Annotated in this window: 17 protein-coding genes; 11 read left to right on the top strand and 6 right to left on the bottom strand. The window is 57.0% G+C overall.

The genetic code is table 11. The features are described 5' to 3' along the window. Nucleotides 1-92: 92 nt before the first annotated feature. The 8 genes from rsxA to CTZ24_RS09155 are packed head-to-tail and all read left to right on the top strand — an operon-like array spanning nt 93 to nt 7463. Nucleotides 93-674 (top strand): electron transport complex subunit RsxA, encoded by a 582-nt coding sequence (gene rsxA, locus CTZ24_RS09190; RefSeq protein ID WP_021185190.1) that lies wholly within the window; start codon nt 93-95, stop codon nt 672-674. Further along, complete coding sequence (rsxB, locus tag CTZ24_RS09185) at nt 674-1252, top strand: electron transport complex subunit RsxB (protein WP_013508911.1); 579 nt, start codon at nt 674-676, stop codon at nt 1250-1252. Before rsxA ends, rsxB begins: the two co-directional genes overlap by 1 nt. After that, complete coding sequence (gene rsxC, locus CTZ24_RS09180) at nt 1245-3479, top strand: electron transport complex subunit RsxC (protein ID WP_208725369.1); 2235 nt, start codon at nt 1245-1247, stop codon at nt 3477-3479. Before rsxB ends, rsxC begins: the two co-directional genes overlap by 8 nt. Beyond that, the gene (rsxD, locus tag CTZ24_RS09175; protein WP_021185193.1) at nt 3480-4538 is read left to right on the top strand and encodes an electron transport complex subunit RsxD; all 1059 of its coding nucleotides are present in this window, start codon (nt 3480-3482) and stop codon (nt 4536-4538) included. A 3-nt stretch (nt 4539-4541) separates the two neighbouring features. Further along, entirely contained in the window at nt 4542-5171 is a 630-nt protein-coding gene (gene rsxG, locus CTZ24_RS09170) for an electron transport complex subunit RsxG (protein WP_021185194.1), read from the top strand. Then, entirely contained in the window at nt 5168-5869 is a 702-nt protein-coding gene (locus tag CTZ24_RS09165; protein WP_208725368.1) for an electron transport complex subunit E, read from the top strand. The genes rsxG and CTZ24_RS09165 overlap by 4 nt, the downstream gene beginning before the upstream one ends. Next, nucleotides 5866-6498, top strand: a complete 633-nt coding sequence (nth, locus tag CTZ24_RS09160) for an endonuclease III (RefSeq protein ID WP_021185196.1) — start codon at nt 5866-5868, stop codon at nt 6496-6498. The genes CTZ24_RS09165 and nth overlap by 4 nt, the downstream gene beginning before the upstream one ends. Nucleotides 6499-6509: 11 nt before the next feature. Next, nucleotides 6510-7463, top strand: coding sequence for a zinc-dependent alcohol dehydrogenase family protein (locus tag CTZ24_RS09155; protein WP_208725367.1), 954 nt, complete (start codon nt 6510-6512; stop codon nt 7461-7463). A 47-nt stretch (nt 7464-7510) separates the two neighbouring features. Here the strand turns inward: CTZ24_RS09155 and CTZ24_RS09150 are convergent, their stop codons facing one another. The 4 genes from CTZ24_RS09150 to betI form a co-directional block, all read right to left on the bottom strand. Further along, entirely contained in the window at nt 7511-8200 is a 690-nt protein-coding gene (locus tag CTZ24_RS09150) for a CTP synthase C-terminal region-related (seleno)protein (protein WP_021185198.1), read from the bottom strand. 133 nt (nt 8201-8333) lie between these two features. After that, nucleotides 8334-9977, bottom strand: a complete 1644-nt coding sequence (gene betA, locus CTZ24_RS09145; RefSeq protein WP_208725366.1) for a choline dehydrogenase — start codon at nt 9975-9977, stop codon at nt 8334-8336. A gap of 45 nt (nt 9978-10022) precedes the next feature. Then, a complete protein-coding gene (betB, locus tag CTZ24_RS09140; RefSeq protein WP_208725365.1) occupies nt 10023-11489 on the bottom strand; it encodes a betaine-aldehyde dehydrogenase in 1467 nt (488 codons plus the stop codon). Between the two features lie 9 nt (nt 11490-11498). Continuing rightward, nucleotides 11499-12104, bottom strand: coding sequence for a transcriptional regulator BetI (gene betI / locus CTZ24_RS09135; RefSeq protein ID WP_208725364.1), 606 nt, complete (start codon nt 12102-12104; stop codon nt 11499-11501). A 672-nt stretch (nt 12105-12776) separates the two neighbouring features. On the opposite strand from betI, the gene dtpA reads away from it, so the two are divergent. After that, entirely contained in the window at nt 12777-14282 is a 1506-nt protein-coding gene (gene dtpA / locus CTZ24_RS09130) for a dipeptide/tripeptide permease DtpA (RefSeq protein WP_021185202.1), read from the top strand. Between the two features lie 58 nt (nt 14283-14340). Here the strand turns inward: dtpA and CTZ24_RS09125 are convergent, their stop codons facing one another. Both CTZ24_RS09125 and CTZ24_RS09120 read right to left on the bottom strand, forming a co-directional pair. Then, nucleotides 14341-15189: a pyridoxamine 5'-phosphate oxidase family protein gene (locus tag CTZ24_RS09125; RefSeq protein ID WP_208725363.1), complete on the bottom strand. Its 849-nt coding sequence runs from the start codon at nt 15187-15189 to the stop codon at nt 14341-14343. Then, nucleotides 15173-15799 carry a glutathione S-transferase family protein gene (locus tag CTZ24_RS09120; RefSeq protein ID WP_208725362.1) on the bottom strand — a complete coding sequence of 209 codons (627 nt, stop codon included), beginning with the start codon at nt 15797-15799 and terminating at the stop codon, nt 15173-15175. The genes CTZ24_RS09125 and CTZ24_RS09120 overlap by 17 nt, the downstream gene beginning before the upstream one ends. A 91-nt stretch (nt 15800-15890) precedes the next feature. Between CTZ24_RS09120 and CTZ24_RS09115 the strand changes: the two genes are divergently transcribed. Together CTZ24_RS09115 and gstA are read left to right on the top strand one after the other, a co-directional pair. After that, the gene (locus CTZ24_RS09115; protein ID WP_208725531.1) at nt 15891-16799 is read left to right on the top strand and encodes a LysR family transcriptional regulator; all 909 of its coding nucleotides are present in this window, start codon (nt 15891-15893) and stop codon (nt 16797-16799) included. A 71-nt stretch (nt 16800-16870) separates the two neighbouring features. Beyond that, complete coding sequence (gene gstA / locus CTZ24_RS09110; protein ID WP_208725530.1) at nt 16871-17476, top strand: glutathione transferase GstA; 606 nt, start codon at nt 16871-16873, stop codon at nt 17474-17476. The last annotated feature ends 18 nt before the right edge of the window (nt 17477-17494 follow it).

Below are 17494 nucleotides of genomic sequence, written 5' to 3'. Positions count from 1 at the left end.
AGTGCTCTCAACCGGGCTGCAAACGCGGCTCGGGTTGAGATACAGCTCTCAATTCCGGATAATAGACGCCTTTCGGCTTCCCAGGTTTCATAATGACCGATTATTTACTGCTCTTTATTGGCACCGTGCTGGTGAACAACTTCGTTCTGGTAAAGTTCCTCGGACTTTGCCCGTTCATGGGTGTGTCAAAAAAACTGGAAACGGCCATTGGCATGGGACTTGCCACTACCTTCGTGATTACGCTGGCGTCTATTTGCGCCTGGCTGGTCAACCATTTGATCCTGGTGCCGCTGGACTTAGTCTATCTGCGTACCATGGCCTATATCCTGGTGATTGCCGTCGTGGTGCAGTTCACCGAAATGGTGGTGCGTAAAACCAGCCCGTCGCTCTATCGCCTGCTCGGCATCTTTCTGCCGCTGATCACCACCAACTGTGCGGTGCTGGGCGTGCCGCTGCTGAGCGTCAACCTTAACCATACCTTTCTGCAAGCTGCATTGTATGGCTTTAGTGCCTCGCTCGGTTTCTCACTGGTGATGGTGCTGTTTGCCGGGATCCGCGAACGCCTGGTGCTGGCTAATGTCCCGACCCCATTTAAAGGCAATTCAATCGCCCTGATCACCGCTGGCCTGATGGCGCTGGCGTTTATGGGCTTTAGTGGTCTGGTGAAATTCTGATGACCGCGATTTGGATTGCTATTGCCGTATTAAGCGCCCTGAGCCTGGTTTTTGGTGGCCTGCTCGGCTACGCTGCGCGCCGTTTTGAAGTTGAAGAAGACCCGATTGTTGAACAGATTGATGCCATTCTGCCGCAAAGCCAATGCGGTCAGTGCGGCTATCCGGGTTGCCGTCCCTATGCCGATGCCGTCGGCAACAATGGTGAGGCGATCAACAAATGCGCCCCCGGTGGCGAGCAGACCATGCTGAAACTGGCGGCGTTGCTGAACGTCGAGCCGCAACCGCTGGATGGCGGTGAAGAGGTGTTGGCACCGGTACGCACCGTGGCGTGGATCGACGAAGCCAACTGCATCGGTTGTACCAAATGTATCCAGGCCTGCCCGGTCGACGCGATTGTCGGCGCCACCCGCGCTATGCACACCGTGCTGAGCGATGTCTGCACCGGTTGCGATCTGTGCGTTGCGCCTTGTCCGACCGATTGCATCGAGATGCGTCCGGTTGCCACCACCACGGCCAACTGGAAGTGGGATCTTGAAACTATTCCTGTACGGGTGATCCCGGTAGAAAGCCATGCTTAATTTGCTCAACACCCTGTTCCGCAAAGAGAAACTGTGGGATTTTCAGGGCGGCATTCATCCGCCGGAAATGAAAACACAGTCGAACGGTACACCGCTCAGCCAACTCCCGCTGCCGGAACGTTTTATCATCCCGCTGAAGCAACATATTGGTCATGAAGGCGAGATTTGTGTCGCACCTGGTGAACATGTGCTGCGCGGCCAGCCGCTGACATTCGGTAATGGCCGAATGCTGCCGGTGCACGCTCCCACATCCGGCACCATTGAAGCGATTGCGCCGCATATGACCGCCCACCCGTCCGGGTTGTCTGAGCTGTGCATTTTCCTTGTCGCCGACGGTGAGGACCGCTGGACGGCGCTCGATCCGCAACCTGATTACCGTGCCCTGACGCGTGAAGACGTGGTTAAACGCATCCATGATGCCGGGATCGCAGGGCTGGGTGGCGCGGGCTTCCCCACAGCCACCAAATTGCGCGGTGGCCTGCGCGGCGTCAAAACCCTGATTATCAATGCCGCCGAATGTGAACCTTATATCACCGCCGATGACCGCCTGATGCAGGATTGCGCCGCAGAAGTGCTGGAAGGCTGCCGTATTCTTGCCTGGGTGTTACAGGCGGAACGCGTGTTGATCGGCGTCGAAGATAACAAACCGGAAGCGATTGCCGCGCTGAAACAGGCGCTGGCTGGCGAACGCGATCTGCAACTGCGGGTGATCCCCACGAAATACCCCTCCGGTGGGGCCAAGCAGCTGACCAAAATTCTGACCGGTCTGGAAGTGCCACATGGCGGGCGTTCTACCGATATCGGCGTGCTGATGCAAAACGTCGGCACTGCCTGGGCGGTGAAGCGTGCCATTGTCGATGGCGAACCAATCACCGAGCGCGTGGTGACGCTGACCGGCGAAGCCATTAGTCAGCCGCGTAACGTCTGGGGCCGTCTCGGTACCCCGGTGAGTCATCTGCTGCACCATGCCGGTTTTACCCCGGCATCACGCCAGATGGTGATAATGGGCGGCCCACTGATGGGCTTCACCCTGCCTTCGCTGGACGTGCCGGTGGTAAAAATTACCAACTGTATTCTGGCTCCCTCCGCCAGCGAGATGGGAAGCAACCCGGAAGAGCAATCCTGTATCCGTTGCAGCGCCTGTGCTGATGCCTGTCCGGCCAATCTGTTGCCGCAACAACTCTACTGGTACAGCCAGGGCGCCGACCACGATAAAGCGCGCGCCCATCATATTGATGACTGCATCGAATGCGGTGCCTGCGCTTATGTCTGCCCGAGCAACATCCCGTTGGTGCAATACTATCGCCAGGAGAAAGCCGAACTGCGTGCTATCGACCTGGAAGCAAAACGTACTGCCGAAGCCAAAGCACGCTTTGAGGCACGTCAGGCGCGGCTGGAGCGAGAAAAACTGGCGCGCGAAGCACGTCATGAACAGGCGAAACAGCGCGTGGCCCGTAGCGACCAGGGTGAACTGGATGCCGCGGTAGCTCGGGTGAAAGCGCGTCAGGCCAAAACCCCGGAACAGGAAGCGGCTGAAAGTGAAGCCCGCCATGCTCAGGCGCTGGCACGTCAGGCAGAAACCCAGGCTGAAACCCAGGCACTGAGCCGTCAGGCCGGTGACCCGCGCAAAGCGGCGGTCGAAGCCGCCATTGCCCGTGCCAAAGCGAAGAAAGCGGCAACGGTCGAACCGGTCGAAAGCGCACCGGCTGAAACGGTTGATCCGCGCAAAGCGGCAGTCGAAGCCGCCATTGCCCGCGCTAAAGCGAAGAAAGCGGCTGCCGCCGAACCGGCCGAAAGCGCACCGGCTGAAACAGTTGATCCGCGCAAAGCGGCAGTCGAAGCCGCCATTGCCCGCGCTAAAGCGAAGAAAGCGGCTGCTGCCGAACCGGTCGAAAGCGCACCGGCTGAAACAGTTGACCCGCGTAAAGCCGCTGTCGAAGCCGCCATTGCCCGCGCTAAAGCGAAGAAAGCGGCTGCCGCCCAACCGGCCGAAAGCGCACCGGTTGAAACGGTTGATCCGCGCAAAGCGGCAGTCGAAGCCGCCATTGCCCGTGCCAAAGCGAAAAAAGCGGCTGCCGCGCAACCGGCCGCTGCCGATATAAATGAACCGGAGGCCGCTGCGTCTCCTGACTCCGCCGACCCGCGTAAAGCAGCGATTGCCGCCGCGGTCGCCCGTGCCAAAGCGCGCAAAGCCGCGCAGCAGCAGCCTTCGACGTCTGAGGATTAAATGGCTTTTCGTATCGCAAGTTCCCCTTATACCCACAACCGCCGCAGCACCGGCAATATTATGCTGCTGGTGGTACTGGCGGCGCTGCCGGGCATGGCAGCGCAATGGTATTTTTTTGGTATTGGCTTTCTGATTCAGGTGATACTCGCGATTGCCACCGCATGGGCAACGGAAGGCGTGATTCTGCGTCTGCGCAAAACCCCGGTGGTCCCCACGCTGGCCGATAACTCCGCCCTGCTGACTGCACTGCTACTGGGCATCAGCCTGCCGCCGCTGGCCCCCTGGTGGCTGGTGGTGATTGGCACGGTGTTTGCCATTGTGATCGCCAAACAACTGTATGGTGGTCTGGGACAGAACCCCTTTAACCCTGCGATGGTCGGTTATGTGGTGCTGCTGATCTCCTTCCCGGTGCAGATGACCAGTTGGATGCCGCCGGACGCGTTGCAGTCGATCAAACCCGGCCTGCTTGATTCCCTCAGCATGATCTTTACCCATCACACGCTGGCGGGCGAAACCATGCAGCAGCTGCAACTTGGCGTGGATGGCGTGAGCCAGGCGACCCCGCTTGATACGTTTAAAACCGGGCTGCGCGCCGGTCACAGCGCGGAGCAACTGCTGGCCGCGCCGATTTATCATGGCGTGCTGGCCGGTCTTGGCTGGCAGTGGGTGAACGTCGGTTATCTGCTGGGCGGCATGCTGTTGCTGGCGAAAAACGCCATCCGCTGGCATATCCCGGTGAGCTTTCTGCTGTCGCTGGCATTCTGTGCCACCCTCGGCTGGCTGTTTTCACCGGAGTCGCTCAACTCGCCGCTGATACACCTGTTTTCTGGCGCAACCATGCTGGGCGCATTTTTTATCGCCACCGATCCGGTGACCGCTTCTACCACCAATCGCGGTCGCCTGATTTATGGCGCGTTGATTGGCCTGCTGGTGTGGTTGATTCGCAGTTATGGCGGCTACCCGGATGGCGTGGCCTTTGCCGTATTGCTGGCTAACATCTGTGTGCCGTTGATTGATTACTACACCCAGCCGCGCGTGTACGGCCATCGCAAGGATTAACCGATGTTCGAGACTATTCGTAAAAATGCGCTGACGCTGGCAATTTTCGCGGTGATCACCACCGGCGTGACGGCAATCGTTAACTTTGTTACCAAGCCAACGGTTGATCATCAGACCGCGCTGCAACAGAAAAACCTGCTGGATCAGGTGGTGCCGACCGATTTGTACGACAACCACATTCAACAGGAATGTTATCTGGTCACCGATCCGGCCCTCGGCAACGGTAAACCGCACCATCTTTATCTGGCGCGCAAAGGCGATACACCGGTGGCGGTGGCGCTTGAGACTACCGCACCAGACGGCTATTCTGGAGCGATTGAAATGCTGGTGGGCGCGGATTTCCACGGTAAAGTGCTGGGCGTGCGTGTCATCGAACATCATGAAACCCCCGGCCTTGGTGATAAAATCGAGCTGCGCGTCTCTGACTGGATCAACAGTTTCAACGGCAAAGTGGTGCACGGTGCCGATGACAAAAATTTTGCAGTGAAGAAAGATGGCGGTGAATTTGACCAGTTTACCGGTGCGACCATCACCCCACGCGCGGTGGTCAATGCCACCAAACGCGCCGCGTTACTGATTGAAACCCTGCCAGCGAAACTGTCATCGCTGCCCGAATGTGGAGAGGCAAAATGAGTGAAGCGAAAAACTTACTGATCGGCGGCCTGTGGAAAAACAACTCCGCGCTGGTGCAGTTGCTCGGACTCTGCCCGCTACTGGCGGTGACCTCCACCGCCACCAACGCCCTCGGCCTTGGTCTGGCGACCACCCTGGTACTGACCATCACCAACAGCGCAATTTCCGCCTCTCGCCGTTGGGTGCCAGCGGATATTCGTATCCCGATTTATGTGATGATCATTGCCTCAGTGGTGAGCTGCGTGCAGATGCTGATCAATGCCTATGCCCACGGTTTATATCAGTCACTCGGCATTTTTATCCCGTTGATTGTGACCAACTGCATCGTGGTAGGTCGTGCAGAAGCCGTCGCGTCAAAAAGCAGTATCCCGCTTTCCGCGCTGGATGGCTTTGCCATCGGCATGGGAGCGACCTGCGCGATGGTCACCCTCGGTTCGATTCGTGAAATTATCGGTAGCGGCACCCTGTTTAACGGCGCAGACCAGTTACTCGGCCCGTGGGCGAAAGTGCTGCGTATTGAAGTGGTGCATTTTGATTCTCCGATGCTGCTGGCGATGCTGCCGCCGGGAGCGTTTATTGGCCTTGGTATGCTGCTGGCGGCAAAATACCTTATTGACCAGAAGATGAAACAACGTGCGGCCAATCGTGCCGAGACGCCCGCCGCAGAGCCGCAGGGCCAGACAGGGAAAGCGGTGTGAATCAGGATAAACGCGTACAAATTCTCACGCGTCTGCGCGATGAGAATCCCCACCCTACCACCGAGCTGAACTTTAGCTCGCCGTTTGAATTATTGATTGCGGTACTGCTCTCGGCGCAGGCCACCGATGTCAGCGTCAATAAAGCCACGGCAAAGCTTTATCCGGTGGCCAACACCCCGGCCAGCATCCTGGCGCTCGGGGTCGAGGGTGTGAAGGAGTACATCAAAACCATCGGCCTGTTTAACAGCAAAGCGGAAAACGTCATCAAAACCTGCCGAATCCTGCTGGAGCAGCATGGCGGCGAGGTGCCGGAAGATCGTGCCGCGCTGGAAGCCCTGCCCGGTGTAGGCCGCAAAACCGCTAATGTGGTGCTGAACACCGCTTTTGGCTGGCCGACCATTGCCGTCGATACCCATATCTTTCGCGTCAGCAATCGCACCCGTTTTGCCCCCGGTAAAAATGTCGAAGAAGTGGAAGAGAAGCTGCTGAAGGTGGTACCGAAAGCCTTTAAGGTTGATTGCCACCACTGGCTGATTCTGCACGGTCGCTATACTTGCGTGGCGCGCAAACCTCGCTGCGGCTCCTGCTTAATTGAAGACCTGTGCGAGTTTGACGCCAAAACCGAATAACGAGGGATGCCATGACCACTGCTGAGAATGCAGCATTAATTTTCCGGCAGTTTGGCAACCCTTCTGACGTTCTGACCTTCGAACGCACTCCGCTTGCACCGCTGGCCCCTGCGCAACTGCGCGTGCAGATGCGGTTCGCGCCGGTCAATGCCTCTGATTTGATTCCGATTACCGGTGCCTATCGTCACCGTGTCACCCCGCCACGGGTCGCGGGTTACGAAGGCGTGGGTACGGTGGTTGCCGCTCCGGCTGATTTCAGCCACTTACTGGGTCAACGGGTACTGCCTTTGCGCGGCACGGGAACCTGGCAACGCTATGTCGATTGTGATGCCGCTCTCGCCATTCCGGTGCCGGACGATATCGACAGCACGCTGGCGGCCCGCGCGTATATCAATCCGCTGGCGGCACTGTTGATGTTGAAAAACTGGTCACCCGGCAATAAACACCTGCTGCTCACCGCTGGCGGCTCGGACTGTGCGCTGCTGCTGGCGCAATGGGCGTTGCGGTGGGGGGCGCAGAGCGTAACCGCTATCTATCGTGCGCCCCGACATGCGGAACGGTTAGAGCGTCTTGCTATCGGTGCGTTGCAGCAGGATCAACATGCAGACATCCGCCAGCGCGCCGCCGGGGCCGATTTGGTGTTTGATGCCACTGGTGGCGCGGTGAGCCAGCTCATCTGGCAAGCGCTACCCACTGATGCGCAATTTATCGCCTATGGCGTGCTGACCGGTCAGCCAGTGCGCGTTAACGCCGCGCGCCCCGCCCTGCACTGGTTTCATGTCCGTCATTATCTGGATGCGCTGACGCCTGCGGCATGGCAGCAGCTGTTTGCTGAACTCTGGCCGCTGTTGCGGAGCAGCGACTGCGGCGAAGTTGCCGTGTACCCGTTTGATCAGTGGCGCGAGGCAATTCACTTTTATCACCAGTCCGGCCGCAGCCAGAAACCGTTGCTGCAACTTTCATAACCGGCAACAGCGCGCGATAAATCGCGCCGCTACGATGGACGCAAGATTTATCGCGTGGCGGCCTGCAACCACGCCACCACCAGCGGTGATAAACGGTTTTGCAGCGCAGCACGCTCCGACTGGAACAGCGTCGCAATAAAGAACGGATGATCGGTCAGTTCTATACCACGCACATCCCCTGCCAGATCCCACGAGGTGATGTGCAGGTTGCGCGTCTCCAGTGCCTCGCTGAAATCAGGATTGACCCCAAAGTTGCAGTGATAACCCTCATCACTTTGCAGTGCGTCATACGCTATCGCGATACGTGAGCCGGGTTTAAAGGTCACTTCGCCCCGCTGTTCCACCAGCGAACAGCTCAGCGGTGCAATTACCCAGCGCCCCTCTTTATCCGTTTCTGCATGGGCGGCATCGTCCCAGCCCAGCACGTTGCGCGCATACTCAATCACCGCGTATTGAAAACCACCGCAGGAACCGAGAAACGGTTTGCCGTGTTCACGCGCCCATTGAATGGTGGCGAACACCCCGGCATCGTTTTGATAGGGGCTGCCTGGCACGACCCAGATGGCATCATAGTCGGCAAAAGCGGGGATATGGATTTCGGGGGTAGCAATCCAGTCGGCGGTAACGTTGAGGCTAAGATGTTGAGCGGCAAGCTGAACTGCGGGAGGAATGGCCTGGTGCGCGACGGCACTGGCACGGTAATCGCCTACAAGGGCGACACGAACTGACTGCGTCATGGGAACGTCCTTTCGGGGAAAAAAGGAGGTTACAGCAAAGAGGTTTGGCTGTCATGTAGCGGCGCGATTTTTCGCGCGATTCCGTGCACATTGCCAGAAAGAACCGCGCAATAAATCGTGTCGCTACGGGATGTTAACCCTGTACGTAATAATCCGCTGTAGAAGCGGTCAGCGGCGCTCGGCCACGGATCGCATCGGCAATCTTCTCGGCGATCATCACTGTCGGCGCATTCAGATTGCCGGTGGTAATTTGCGGCATAATCGAGGCATCCACAACGCGCAGTTGCTGCACACCGTGCACTCGCCCGACGCTGTCCACCACATCCATCTCGCCATAGCCCATAGCACAGCTGCCACAGGGATGATAGGCCGTCTCGGCGTGTGAACGGATAAAGGCGTCAATTTGCTCGTCACTCTGCACCGCCGGGCCGGGCTGAATTTCGGCTCCGCAATAGTCGGCCAGCGCCGGTTGCCGCATGATTTCGCGCGTCAGGCGCACAGCGGCGCGAAACTCCTGCCAGTCACGTTCCTGTGACATGTAATTGAAAAAGATCGAGGGGGCAGCATAAGGATCTTGCGATGTCAGTTTCACCCGCCCACGGCTCAGGGACCGCATCGGACCGACATGCGCCTGAAAACCGTGCTCCTTCACCGGGCTGCTGCCGTTGTAATTAATCGCCACCGGCAGGAAATGGTATTGCAGATCCGGCCAGTCTGGCTGGTCATCACTACAGATAAACCCGCCCGCCTCAAACTGGTTGCTGGCCCCCACGCCCGTCCCTTTCAGCAGCCATTCCGCACCAATCGCCGGTTGGTTCCACCACTGCAATGCCGGATAGAGACTCACCGGCTGCTTGCAGCGATATTGCATGTAAATCTCCAGATGATCCTGCAAATTGCGGCCAACGCCGGGCAACGCGTGCACCACCTCGATCTCCAGTTCACGCAGCCACTCCTCGGGGCCAACCCCGGAACGTTGCAGAATTTGTGGCGAACCGATGGCCCCGGCACATAACAATACCTCACGTCGTGCCTGCGCCTGCTGCGGCTCACCTTTGACCAGCCAGCGCACACCGGTAGCGGTTTTGCCGTCAAAGATAATCCGGTCGGTCTGTGCATGGGTGATGATGCTGAGATTTGGGCGCGCCTTCGCCACATCGAGGTAGCCGCGTGCGGTACTGGAACGGCGGCCCTGTGGCGTCACAGTACGATCCATCGGCCCAAACCCCTCCTGACGATAACCGTTGAGGTCATCGGTTTCTGCGTGTCCGGCCTGTCTGGCGGCATCAACAAAAGCGCGATACAGCGGGTTGTTGCCGGTTTTCGCCGTGGTCACGCTGAGATAGCCTTCTGCGCCATGATAATCGTTGGCACCGGCATCACGTTTTTCTGCCTTGCGAAAATAGGGCAGGCAGTTGCGATAGGCCCAGTTCGCCAGCCCGGTTTTCTTCGCCCAGTTATCGTAATCCAGCGCGTTGCCACGGATATAACACATGCCGTTGATCAACGATGAACCGCCCAGCCCCTTACCCCGCCCGCACTCCATACGGCGCTGATTCATCTGCGGTTCCGGGTCGGTTTCATACGCCCAGTTATAACGCTTACCCTGCAATGGATAAGCCAAAGCGGCTGGCATTTGGGTACGGAAGTCCCAGCGGTGATCGCGACCGCCCGCTTCCAGTAACAGTACCGATACGTCAGCATCCTCAGTTAAACGGGTGGCCAGCACATTGCCTGCGGAGCCTGCACCAATAATGATGTAATCAAATTTCTGCATTCAACCTCCTGTTCGCCCCGGCGGTACGCCGCCGGGGATGAAAACTCAAAATGCGCTCGGGTAGTCGCCCAGCTCAATCAACACAGATTTGGTGCGCGTATAGTTTTGCAACGTTACGATGCCGTTTTCACGCCCCAGCCCGGATTGCTTATATCCTCCCACCGGCATCGGTGCGGGTGATTCGCCCCAACTGTTGACCCAACAGATCCCTGCTTCGAGTTGATGGGTAACACGGTGGGCGCGATTAAGGTCGCGGGTGAAAATCCCGGCGGCCAGCCCCAGCTCGGTATCGTTAGCCCGGCGAATCACCTCTTCTTCGCTGTCGAACCTGAGGATGCTCATCACCGGGCCAAAAATCTCCTCACGCACAATGCGCATCTCATCGTGGCAATCGCTGAACACCGTTGGTTCGATATAACAACCCCGCGCCAACGGGCCGTCGATGATGCGATGACCACCCGCCAGCAGACGTGCACCCTGCTCCTTGCCGAGTTTCAGGTAGCTTTCGACTTTGCGGCAGTGCTGTTCGCTGACCAGCGGGCCGAAGTTCACCGAGGCATCCAGTGGATCGCCCATACGGATGCCCTGCATTTTCTCCAGCAGACGCTGCTCGAACCGGACCTGAATACTGTGATGGACAAACACCCGGGTGCCATTGGTACATACCTGGCCGCTGCTGTAGAAATTCGCCATTAGCGCGCCATCGACGGCACGTTCCAGGTCGGCATCGGCAAACACAATCAGCGGCGATTTGCCCCCCAGTTCCATGGTGACTTCTTTCAGATTGGCGAGCGCGGCATCCGCCATCACCCGTTTACCGGTATTCACTTCGCCGGTGAAGGAGACTTTGTCGATGCGCGGATGTTGACTCAGCGCCTGACCCACCTCACCCGCGCCCTGCACCACGTTAAATACCCCATCCGGCAATCCGGCTTCGCTGTAGATTTTTGCCAGCGCCAGGGCGCTCAGCGGCGTCACTTCGCTGGGTTTAAACACCATGGCATTGCCCGCTGCGAGGGCCGGGGCGCTTTTCCACAACGCGATTTGGATTGGGTAGTTCCATGCACCAATCCCGGCACAGACGCCCAGTGGTTCGCGCCGGGTGTACACCAGGGCGGTGTCACGCAGTGGGATCTGCTCGCCCTGCAATGCCGGAGCCAGACCGGCGTAATACTCCAGCACATCCGCTCCGGTGACGATATCAACCGCGGCAGTTTCGCTGATTGGCTTACCGGTATCCGCCGTTTCCAGTTCCGCCAGCGCCTGATTACGTTCGCGCAATAAAGCCACGGCTTTCAGCAACACGCGGCTGCGCTCCACTGGGGTATAGCTTCGCCAGATGCGCTGTCCTTCACAGGCAGAGGAAACTGCACGATCGACATCTTCCTGACTGGCGGCGGTGATCTCCGCCAGCACCTGGCCGTTAGCCGGGTTGACGCTGGTAAACAGCGGTCCGTAGCCCGGACACTCCTGACCATTGATATATAAGCCGCGGCGCGTGATCTCAGCCATATGTTCTCCTCAGGATGGGGTAGGCCCGGCGGTGGCCAGCCACAGGGCAAGATTCTGATAACAGAGTTGGCGCGCCTGCGCCAATCCCTGTGCCATTGGCTGCGGTGCTAATGTCATCCGTAGCCACAGTCCGTCAATTAACGCTGCCAGACTGCTGCCGGCCGCGCGGGCCTGCTCACGCGGCAAAACGCGGGCATATTGCGCGGTGATGTTCGACCACAGGCGTTTGTCATTAATACGCTGCAAACGTTGCAGGTTGTCGTGATGCAGGCTGCTGGTCCAGAACACCAGCCAGGTAGTGAGCACCGGCCCTTCGACCTGCGACGGGTCGAAATTGCCATCAATAATGGCGCGGATCTGCGCTTCCGGCGTGTCATCTGCCAGCCGTCTCTGCCGCTCCACCGCCAGATAAAGATCGGCGAGGATTTGCCGCATACAGGCGTCCAGCAGACCGTTTTTGTCGCCAAAGTAATGGCTGACGATGCCGGTCGACACCCCGGCTTGTTTGGCTATCAGCGCGATGCTGGCCTCAGCCAGCCCCACACGGTCAATCACCGTCAGGGTCGCCTGAATCAACTGCGCCTGCCGAATGGCTTTCATTCCTGTTTTTGGCATGGTGTTCATCGGTTGTGTATATGGAATGTGAAAAAGTGTAGTTATTTTATATTGAATGTTCAATCAATAAAAAACTCCTTCTCATCCTTTCCCGCTGCTATTAGCGGAATTTGCTTTTACTCCCTTAAAGCTGTTGCTTATGCCTGATACCGGCTTGAATGGCGTTTTTTATCTGCCTGAAAAGGGCTACGCAAACGTTTTCTTTTTTTACATGAGAAAATAAATCGTATTTTTGTGCGCAGGATCAACTAATTAGCGCGCTGGAATCTTTGCACTGGTTTTTTTGTTTAATTATCAACCTATCGTGCTTAACAATACGCCATTAACAGGTTTATTTATTGTTTATGTTTCATACAGCAGACATATCTCCTGAAATTAAGAATAATCGCAGTTTATATCATGAAAATGATCTTAACGATCTGCAAACCAACCGATTATCCTGATATAATGTCATCACTCGGGATTTAACACTGATTAACAACTTTTTATTATTGCTTTAACCCTACCCTTCACAGGTATTTCAGCGTGTAAAAAGTACTTGCCCTGCTGGCCTGATTCAGCCAAATTAGGCGCCGTTTTTCCTATCTAATAACAATGTTGCGCAGGATTTACCCAACCTGACGCAGACTTAATTCCTGTCAAAAAACAGGCTATGTATAAACTGAGGTACTCGTGTCAACTGCAAACAAACACACTGATGAGGCAGTCAGCCTCAACGCGTTCAAGCAACCGAAAGCGTTCTACCTGATCTTCTCGATCGAACTGTGGGAACGTTTTGGTTACTACGGCCTGCAAGCCATTATGGCGGTTTACCTGGTGAAACAGCTGGGGATGTCGGAAGCAGATTCCATCACCCTGTTCACCTCGTTTAGTGCGCTGGTTTACGGTTTGGTCGCCATTGGCGGCTGGCTGGGTGATAAAGTGCTGGGCACCAAACGTGTCATCGTCCTCGGGGTGATGGTTCTGGCGCTGGGTTATGCTTTTGTCGCCTTCTCCGGTCATGACACCACCATGGTGTATGTCGGTATGGCCACCATTGCGGTGGGTAGCGGCCTGTTTAAAGCCAACCCGTCTTCCCTGCTCTCCACCTGCTACGAGAAAGACGACCCGCGTATCGACGGCGCATTCACCATGTTCTACATGTCGATCAACATCGGTTCGCTGTTCTCCATGATGCTGACACCGTGGCTGGCGGCGAAGTATGGCTGGGGCGCGGCATTCTCGCTGTCGGTTGTTGGTCTGGTGATCACCCTGCTGAACTTCCTGTTCTGTCAGCGTCTGGTGAAGGGTTACGGTTCCAAACCTGATTTCGCTCCGCTGCAGATCAACAAATTGCTGATGACGCTGGTTGGCGTGGTGGCATTGATCGCCCTGGCGACCTGGCTGCTGCATCATCAGAGCATCGCGCGCATGGCGCTGGGTGTGATTGCGATTGGTATCGTGATGGTGTTTGCCAAAGAAGCCTTTGCTTTGCAGGGCGCGGCACGCCGTAAAATGATCGTCGCCTTCCTGCTGATGGTTGAAGCCATCGTGTTCTTCGTGCTGTACATGCAGATGCCGACCTCGCTGAACTTCTTCGCCATCCGTAACGTTGAGCATGCCATTCTCGGCATCACCTTCGAACCGGAGCAGTTCCAGGCGCTTAACCCGTTCTGGATCATGCTTGCCAGCCCGATTCTGGCAGCGGTGTACAACAAGATGGGCGACAAACTGCCAATGCCGCACAAGTTTGCCATCGGTATGGTGCTGTGTTCTGGTGCCTTCCTGGTGCTGCCATTTGGTGCCAAATTCGCGAACGAAGCGGGCATCGTGTCAGTCAACTGGCTGATTCTCAGCTATGCATTGCAGAGCGTGGGCGAGCTGATGATTTCTGGCCTTGGCCTGGCGATGGTGGCTCAGCTGGTTCCACAGCGTCTGATGGGCTTTATCATGGGTTCTTGGTTCCTGACCACCGCAGGTGCTGCGATGATCGCCGGTAAAGTGGCTAACCTGATGGCCGTGCCGAGTGATGTCACCGATCCGCACACGTCGCTGGCGGTGTACAGCCATGTGTTCCAGCAGATTGGTATCGCGACCGGGGTGATTGCTATCCTGATGCTGATCACCGCCCCGCTGCTGAACCGCATGACACAGGACGATACCCAGACTGAATTGCAGCGCGCCAACGCCAATTCCTGATTCTGCGGTTCAGTCCGGAAAAACGATCAAGCCGTCATCCCCTGGGATGGCGGTTTTTTTATGCGGCGGTGTCTGCTTGCCAGCAGGCACCCACGCCTAACCGCATCACCTGCTGCGGCGTAAACCACAAACGCCGGATAACCTTCCCTTCTGCGTTGCTCGCGGCCCAATCGATGGTCATCTCACCCTGCAAGTGCAGCGCGGTACCCAATTGCCAGTCCGGGATCAACAGCGCACAGCGCGCATCCAGCAACAAATTGCCCAGGGTATTCATATAACGGTTACCGGGAAAATCATCGAACGACAGTAACCCAGAGTCATGCCAGCGCAGAAAACCGGCAGGACCACCGCGATGTGAAATATCCATACTGCCGGACGGAGAACCGCTGGCGATAAAAAACGTTTGGCTGTGACTGAGATGCTGCCGGTCTTCAACACTTAAGGATGTGGCTTGTGCAATCTCGACCTGTTGCTCCGCCGGAAAATGCCACGGATATTGATGGATATATTGCGGACAGTTGCCAAAGCTCTCGTGAATTCGCATCACCAGATGTTCTGGCCCGATCGCCGCAACTTCCCCACTGGCGCGGTTGCGGCGCCGTGTGGCGAAATCAATGCCGAGGATGGCCAGCGCATCGCCTTCCGCCAACGGTTGTAATAGCGCTGCACGCTGGAGCGCGTGGGTGCTGATCGCCAGGTAGTGCTCATCCAGCGGCTGGATGAAACCGGGTTCAGCCATCAATAAATGCGCCAGCGGCCAGCCCTGGCTATCGCGTTGCGCCAGTAGCAGATAGGGCAATTGCGCAAAAAACATCTGGTGCTGCAACGGCATCTGATCGTAAATTGCGGCCCGTACCTGGCTAAAACCTGCCAGTTGCTGGGCGCGTTGTTCACCGGGATGAAACATTTTCGCTTTCCTCGGGAAGGGGTAATGGCGGTAGCGCCTCAAAGCCGGATAGCGCCTCGACCTGGGCCAGCCACTGACGAATGGCGGGCCACGGCTGTAATGAAATGCCGCCCTGGGGGGCACAAGCCACGTACGCGTAACAAGCCAGGTCGGCGATGGTCGGCAGCTCACCTGCCAGCCAGCGTTGCGTGCTTAAATGCGCTTCCATCTGTGGCAGAAAACGCGCCGCCACGCTGCACGCCGAGGCGTAGTCTTCCGGGGTGTGAAATTGTTTGATTAAACGCGCTGATCCAACGCCATAACGAATCTCTCCCGCTGCTTTCCCCAGCCACAACTGCACCTGGGCGGCAGCCACCGGCTCATCCGGCAGCCAGTGGCTGTCCGGTGCGTAGCGGCGCACCAGATACACCAGAATGGCGTTACTGTCGTAAATCACGACCTCGTCATCCACCAGCACCGGAATTTGCTGCCACGGATTCAACTGGCGAAATTCAGCTTGCTGGCGCAAAGCCGCCGCCGCTTCAATACATTGATAATCCAGTTGCAGCATATTCAGTAATAGTCGGACACGGTGCGCATGGCCAGATAACGGTGTGCTGTACAGTTTCATGATGATCTCCTTTTTTGCTTAGCTTACTCTTGTGGTTTACGTAATGAAGATCGGGTTACGACAAGAGACTGTTACAAAATCAGGAATAATGATGGACAGATTCGATGAGCTACAGGTGTTTGTCACCGTCATTCAACAAGGTAGCCTGGCGGCAGCCGCCCGTCGTTTGCAGCGTTCGCCGCCGGTCATCACCCGTACTCTGGCGGCGCTGGAGCAGCGCTTCGGCACCACCTTAATTGAACGCACCACGCGCCAACTGGCTCCTACCGAAGCCGGTTGGCAACTGTTTGAGCAGGCACGCCAGTTGCTGACCGATTATCAGGCCGCAATGGAGAGCGCCCACCATAGCGGATTGCAGGGGCTGCTGCGCGTCACTGCCCCGGTTCAGTTTGGCCGCCGCCATGTGATGCCGTTGGTGAACGCCTTCCTGGCGCTTCATCCGGAAATTCAGCTGGAGTTGGTACTCAGCGACAGCTATCAGGACTTGATCGATAACGGGCTGGATATCGCGCTACGCATCGGTGAACTTCAGGATTCCTCGATGGTGGCACGTCGGGTCGGCGAGGTACGCAGTATGCTGATTGCCAGCCCGGATTATCTACAACGCGCAGGTATTCCGCAGCATCCCTCCACACTGAGCGAACATGCGCTGATTGCCGGGATACGGCAGACACGAGAATGGCGATTTGCGCGTGATGTGCGGGTGCGTATTACCCCTCGACTGCGCGTGAATGAAGTGGAGAGTCAGCTGCTGGCATTGCGCAGCCACCAGGGGATTGGGCGTCTACTCTCCTATCAGGTGCTGGACGATCTGCACGCGGGAACATTGATCCGTTTATTACCGGAGTGGGAACCTGCCGCCTTGCCGGTACAGTTGGTGACGCAACGAGTAAGGAACATGACGCCGAAAGTCCGTCAGTTCTGGGATTTTGCACTGACGCGTTTGCCCGCACTCGCCTGCTTTCATGAAGAAAATTACGCTATCAGCCACGATTCCTGATCGGTATCACTGGCAAATCTTTTTCGCCGAATTATGCTGGTTTGATCACAACAAACCGAGGAGAGGCCATGATGAAACTCTATTGTAAGCCCGGTGCCTGCTCGCTATCGCCACACATCGTGATGCGCGAATGCGGGCTGGACTTCACACAGGTTAATGTCGACCTGCAACTGAAACGTACCGAGCGAGGAGAGGATTACTGGCAGATAAACCCGAAAGGACAGGTACCGGCTTTACAGTTTGATGATGGCACGTTACTGACGGAGGGTACGGCGATTGTGCAGTATCTGGCCGATCAAAAACCCGATCGCCACCTGCTGGCGCCGACCGGGAGTCTCACCCGTTATCACACACTGGAGTGGCTCAGTTTTATCGGTACTGAATTGCACAAAGGCTTCAGCCCCTTGTTCCGAAAGGACACCCCCGCAGAATACAAAGAGCTGGTGCGTGAACAGCTAATCAAAAAATTCGCCATCGCAAATCAGGCGTTACAGGATAAACAGTGGCTGATGGGGCTGCGTTTTACCGTGGCGGATGCCTACCTGTTTGTGGTGACGCGCTGGGCGCATGCGTTACAACTGGATTTGAGTGGGTTTACGGCGCTGAATAGCTGGTTTGATCGGGTGGCAGAACGCCCGGCGGTACAGGCGGCGCTGAAAGCGGAAGGTCTGGTCTGATGCGTCGCGGCGCGATTT

This window comes from Pantoea phytobeneficialis (genome assembly GCF_009728735.1).
In the GTDB taxonomy this organism is placed as follows: domain Bacteria; phylum Pseudomonadota; class Gammaproteobacteria; order Enterobacterales; family Enterobacteriaceae; genus Pantoea; species Pantoea phytobeneficialis.
This window is presented reverse-complemented; position numbering and strand designations above follow the sequence as displayed.

Bases quoted from the DNA above. Each gene is read 5' to 3' on its own strand.
- rsxA (WP_021185190.1), top strand. From the start codon at position 93: ATGACCGATTATTTACTGCTCTTTATTGGCACCGTGCTGGTGAACAAC.
- rsxB (WP_013508911.1), top strand. From the start codon at position 674: ATGACCGCGATTTGGATTGCTATTGCCGTATTAAGCGCCCTGAGCCTG.
- rsxC (WP_208725369.1), top strand. From the start codon at position 1,245: ATGCTTAATTTGCTCAACACCCTGTTCCGCAAAGAGAAACTGTGGGAT.
- rsxD (WP_021185193.1), top strand. From the start codon at position 3,480: ATGGCTTTTCGTATCGCAAGTTCCCCTTATACCCACAACCGCCGCAGC.
- rsxG (WP_021185194.1), top strand. From the start codon at position 4,542: ATGTTCGAGACTATTCGTAAAAATGCGCTGACGCTGGCAATTTTCGCG.
- CTZ24_RS09165 (WP_208725368.1), top strand. From the start codon at position 5,168: ATGAGTGAAGCGAAAAACTTACTGATCGGCGGCCTGTGGAAAAACAAC.
- CTZ24_RS09155 (WP_208725367.1), top strand. From the start codon at position 6,510: ATGACCACTGCTGAGAATGCAGCATTAATTTTCCGGCAGTTTGGCAAC.
- CTZ24_RS09150 (WP_021185198.1), bottom strand. From the start codon at position 8,200: ATGACGCAGTCAGTTCGTGTCGCCCTTGTAGGCGATTACCGTGCCAGT.
- betA (WP_208725366.1), bottom strand. From the start codon at position 9,977: ATGCAGAAATTTGATTACATCATTATTGGTGCAGGCTCCGCAGGCAAT.
- betB (WP_208725365.1), bottom strand. From the start codon at position 11,489: ATGGCTGAGATCACGCGCCGCGGCTTATATATCAATGGTCAGGAGTGT.
- betI (WP_208725364.1), bottom strand. From the start codon at position 12,104: ATGCCAAAAACAGGAATGAAAGCCATTCGGCAGGCGCAGTTGATTCAG.
- CTZ24_RS09125 (WP_208725363.1), bottom strand. From the start codon at position 15,189: ATGTTTCATCCCGGTGAACAACGCGCCCAGCAACTGGCAGGTTTTAGC.
- CTZ24_RS09120 (WP_208725362.1), bottom strand. From the start codon at position 15,799: ATGAAACTGTACAGCACACCGTTATCTGGCCATGCGCACCGTGTCCGA.
- CTZ24_RS09115 (WP_208725531.1), top strand. From the start codon at position 15,891: ATGGACAGATTCGATGAGCTACAGGTGTTTGTCACCGTCATTCAACAA.
- gstA (WP_208725530.1), top strand. From the start codon at position 16,871: ATGAAACTCTATTGTAAGCCCGGTGCCTGCTCGCTATCGCCACACATC.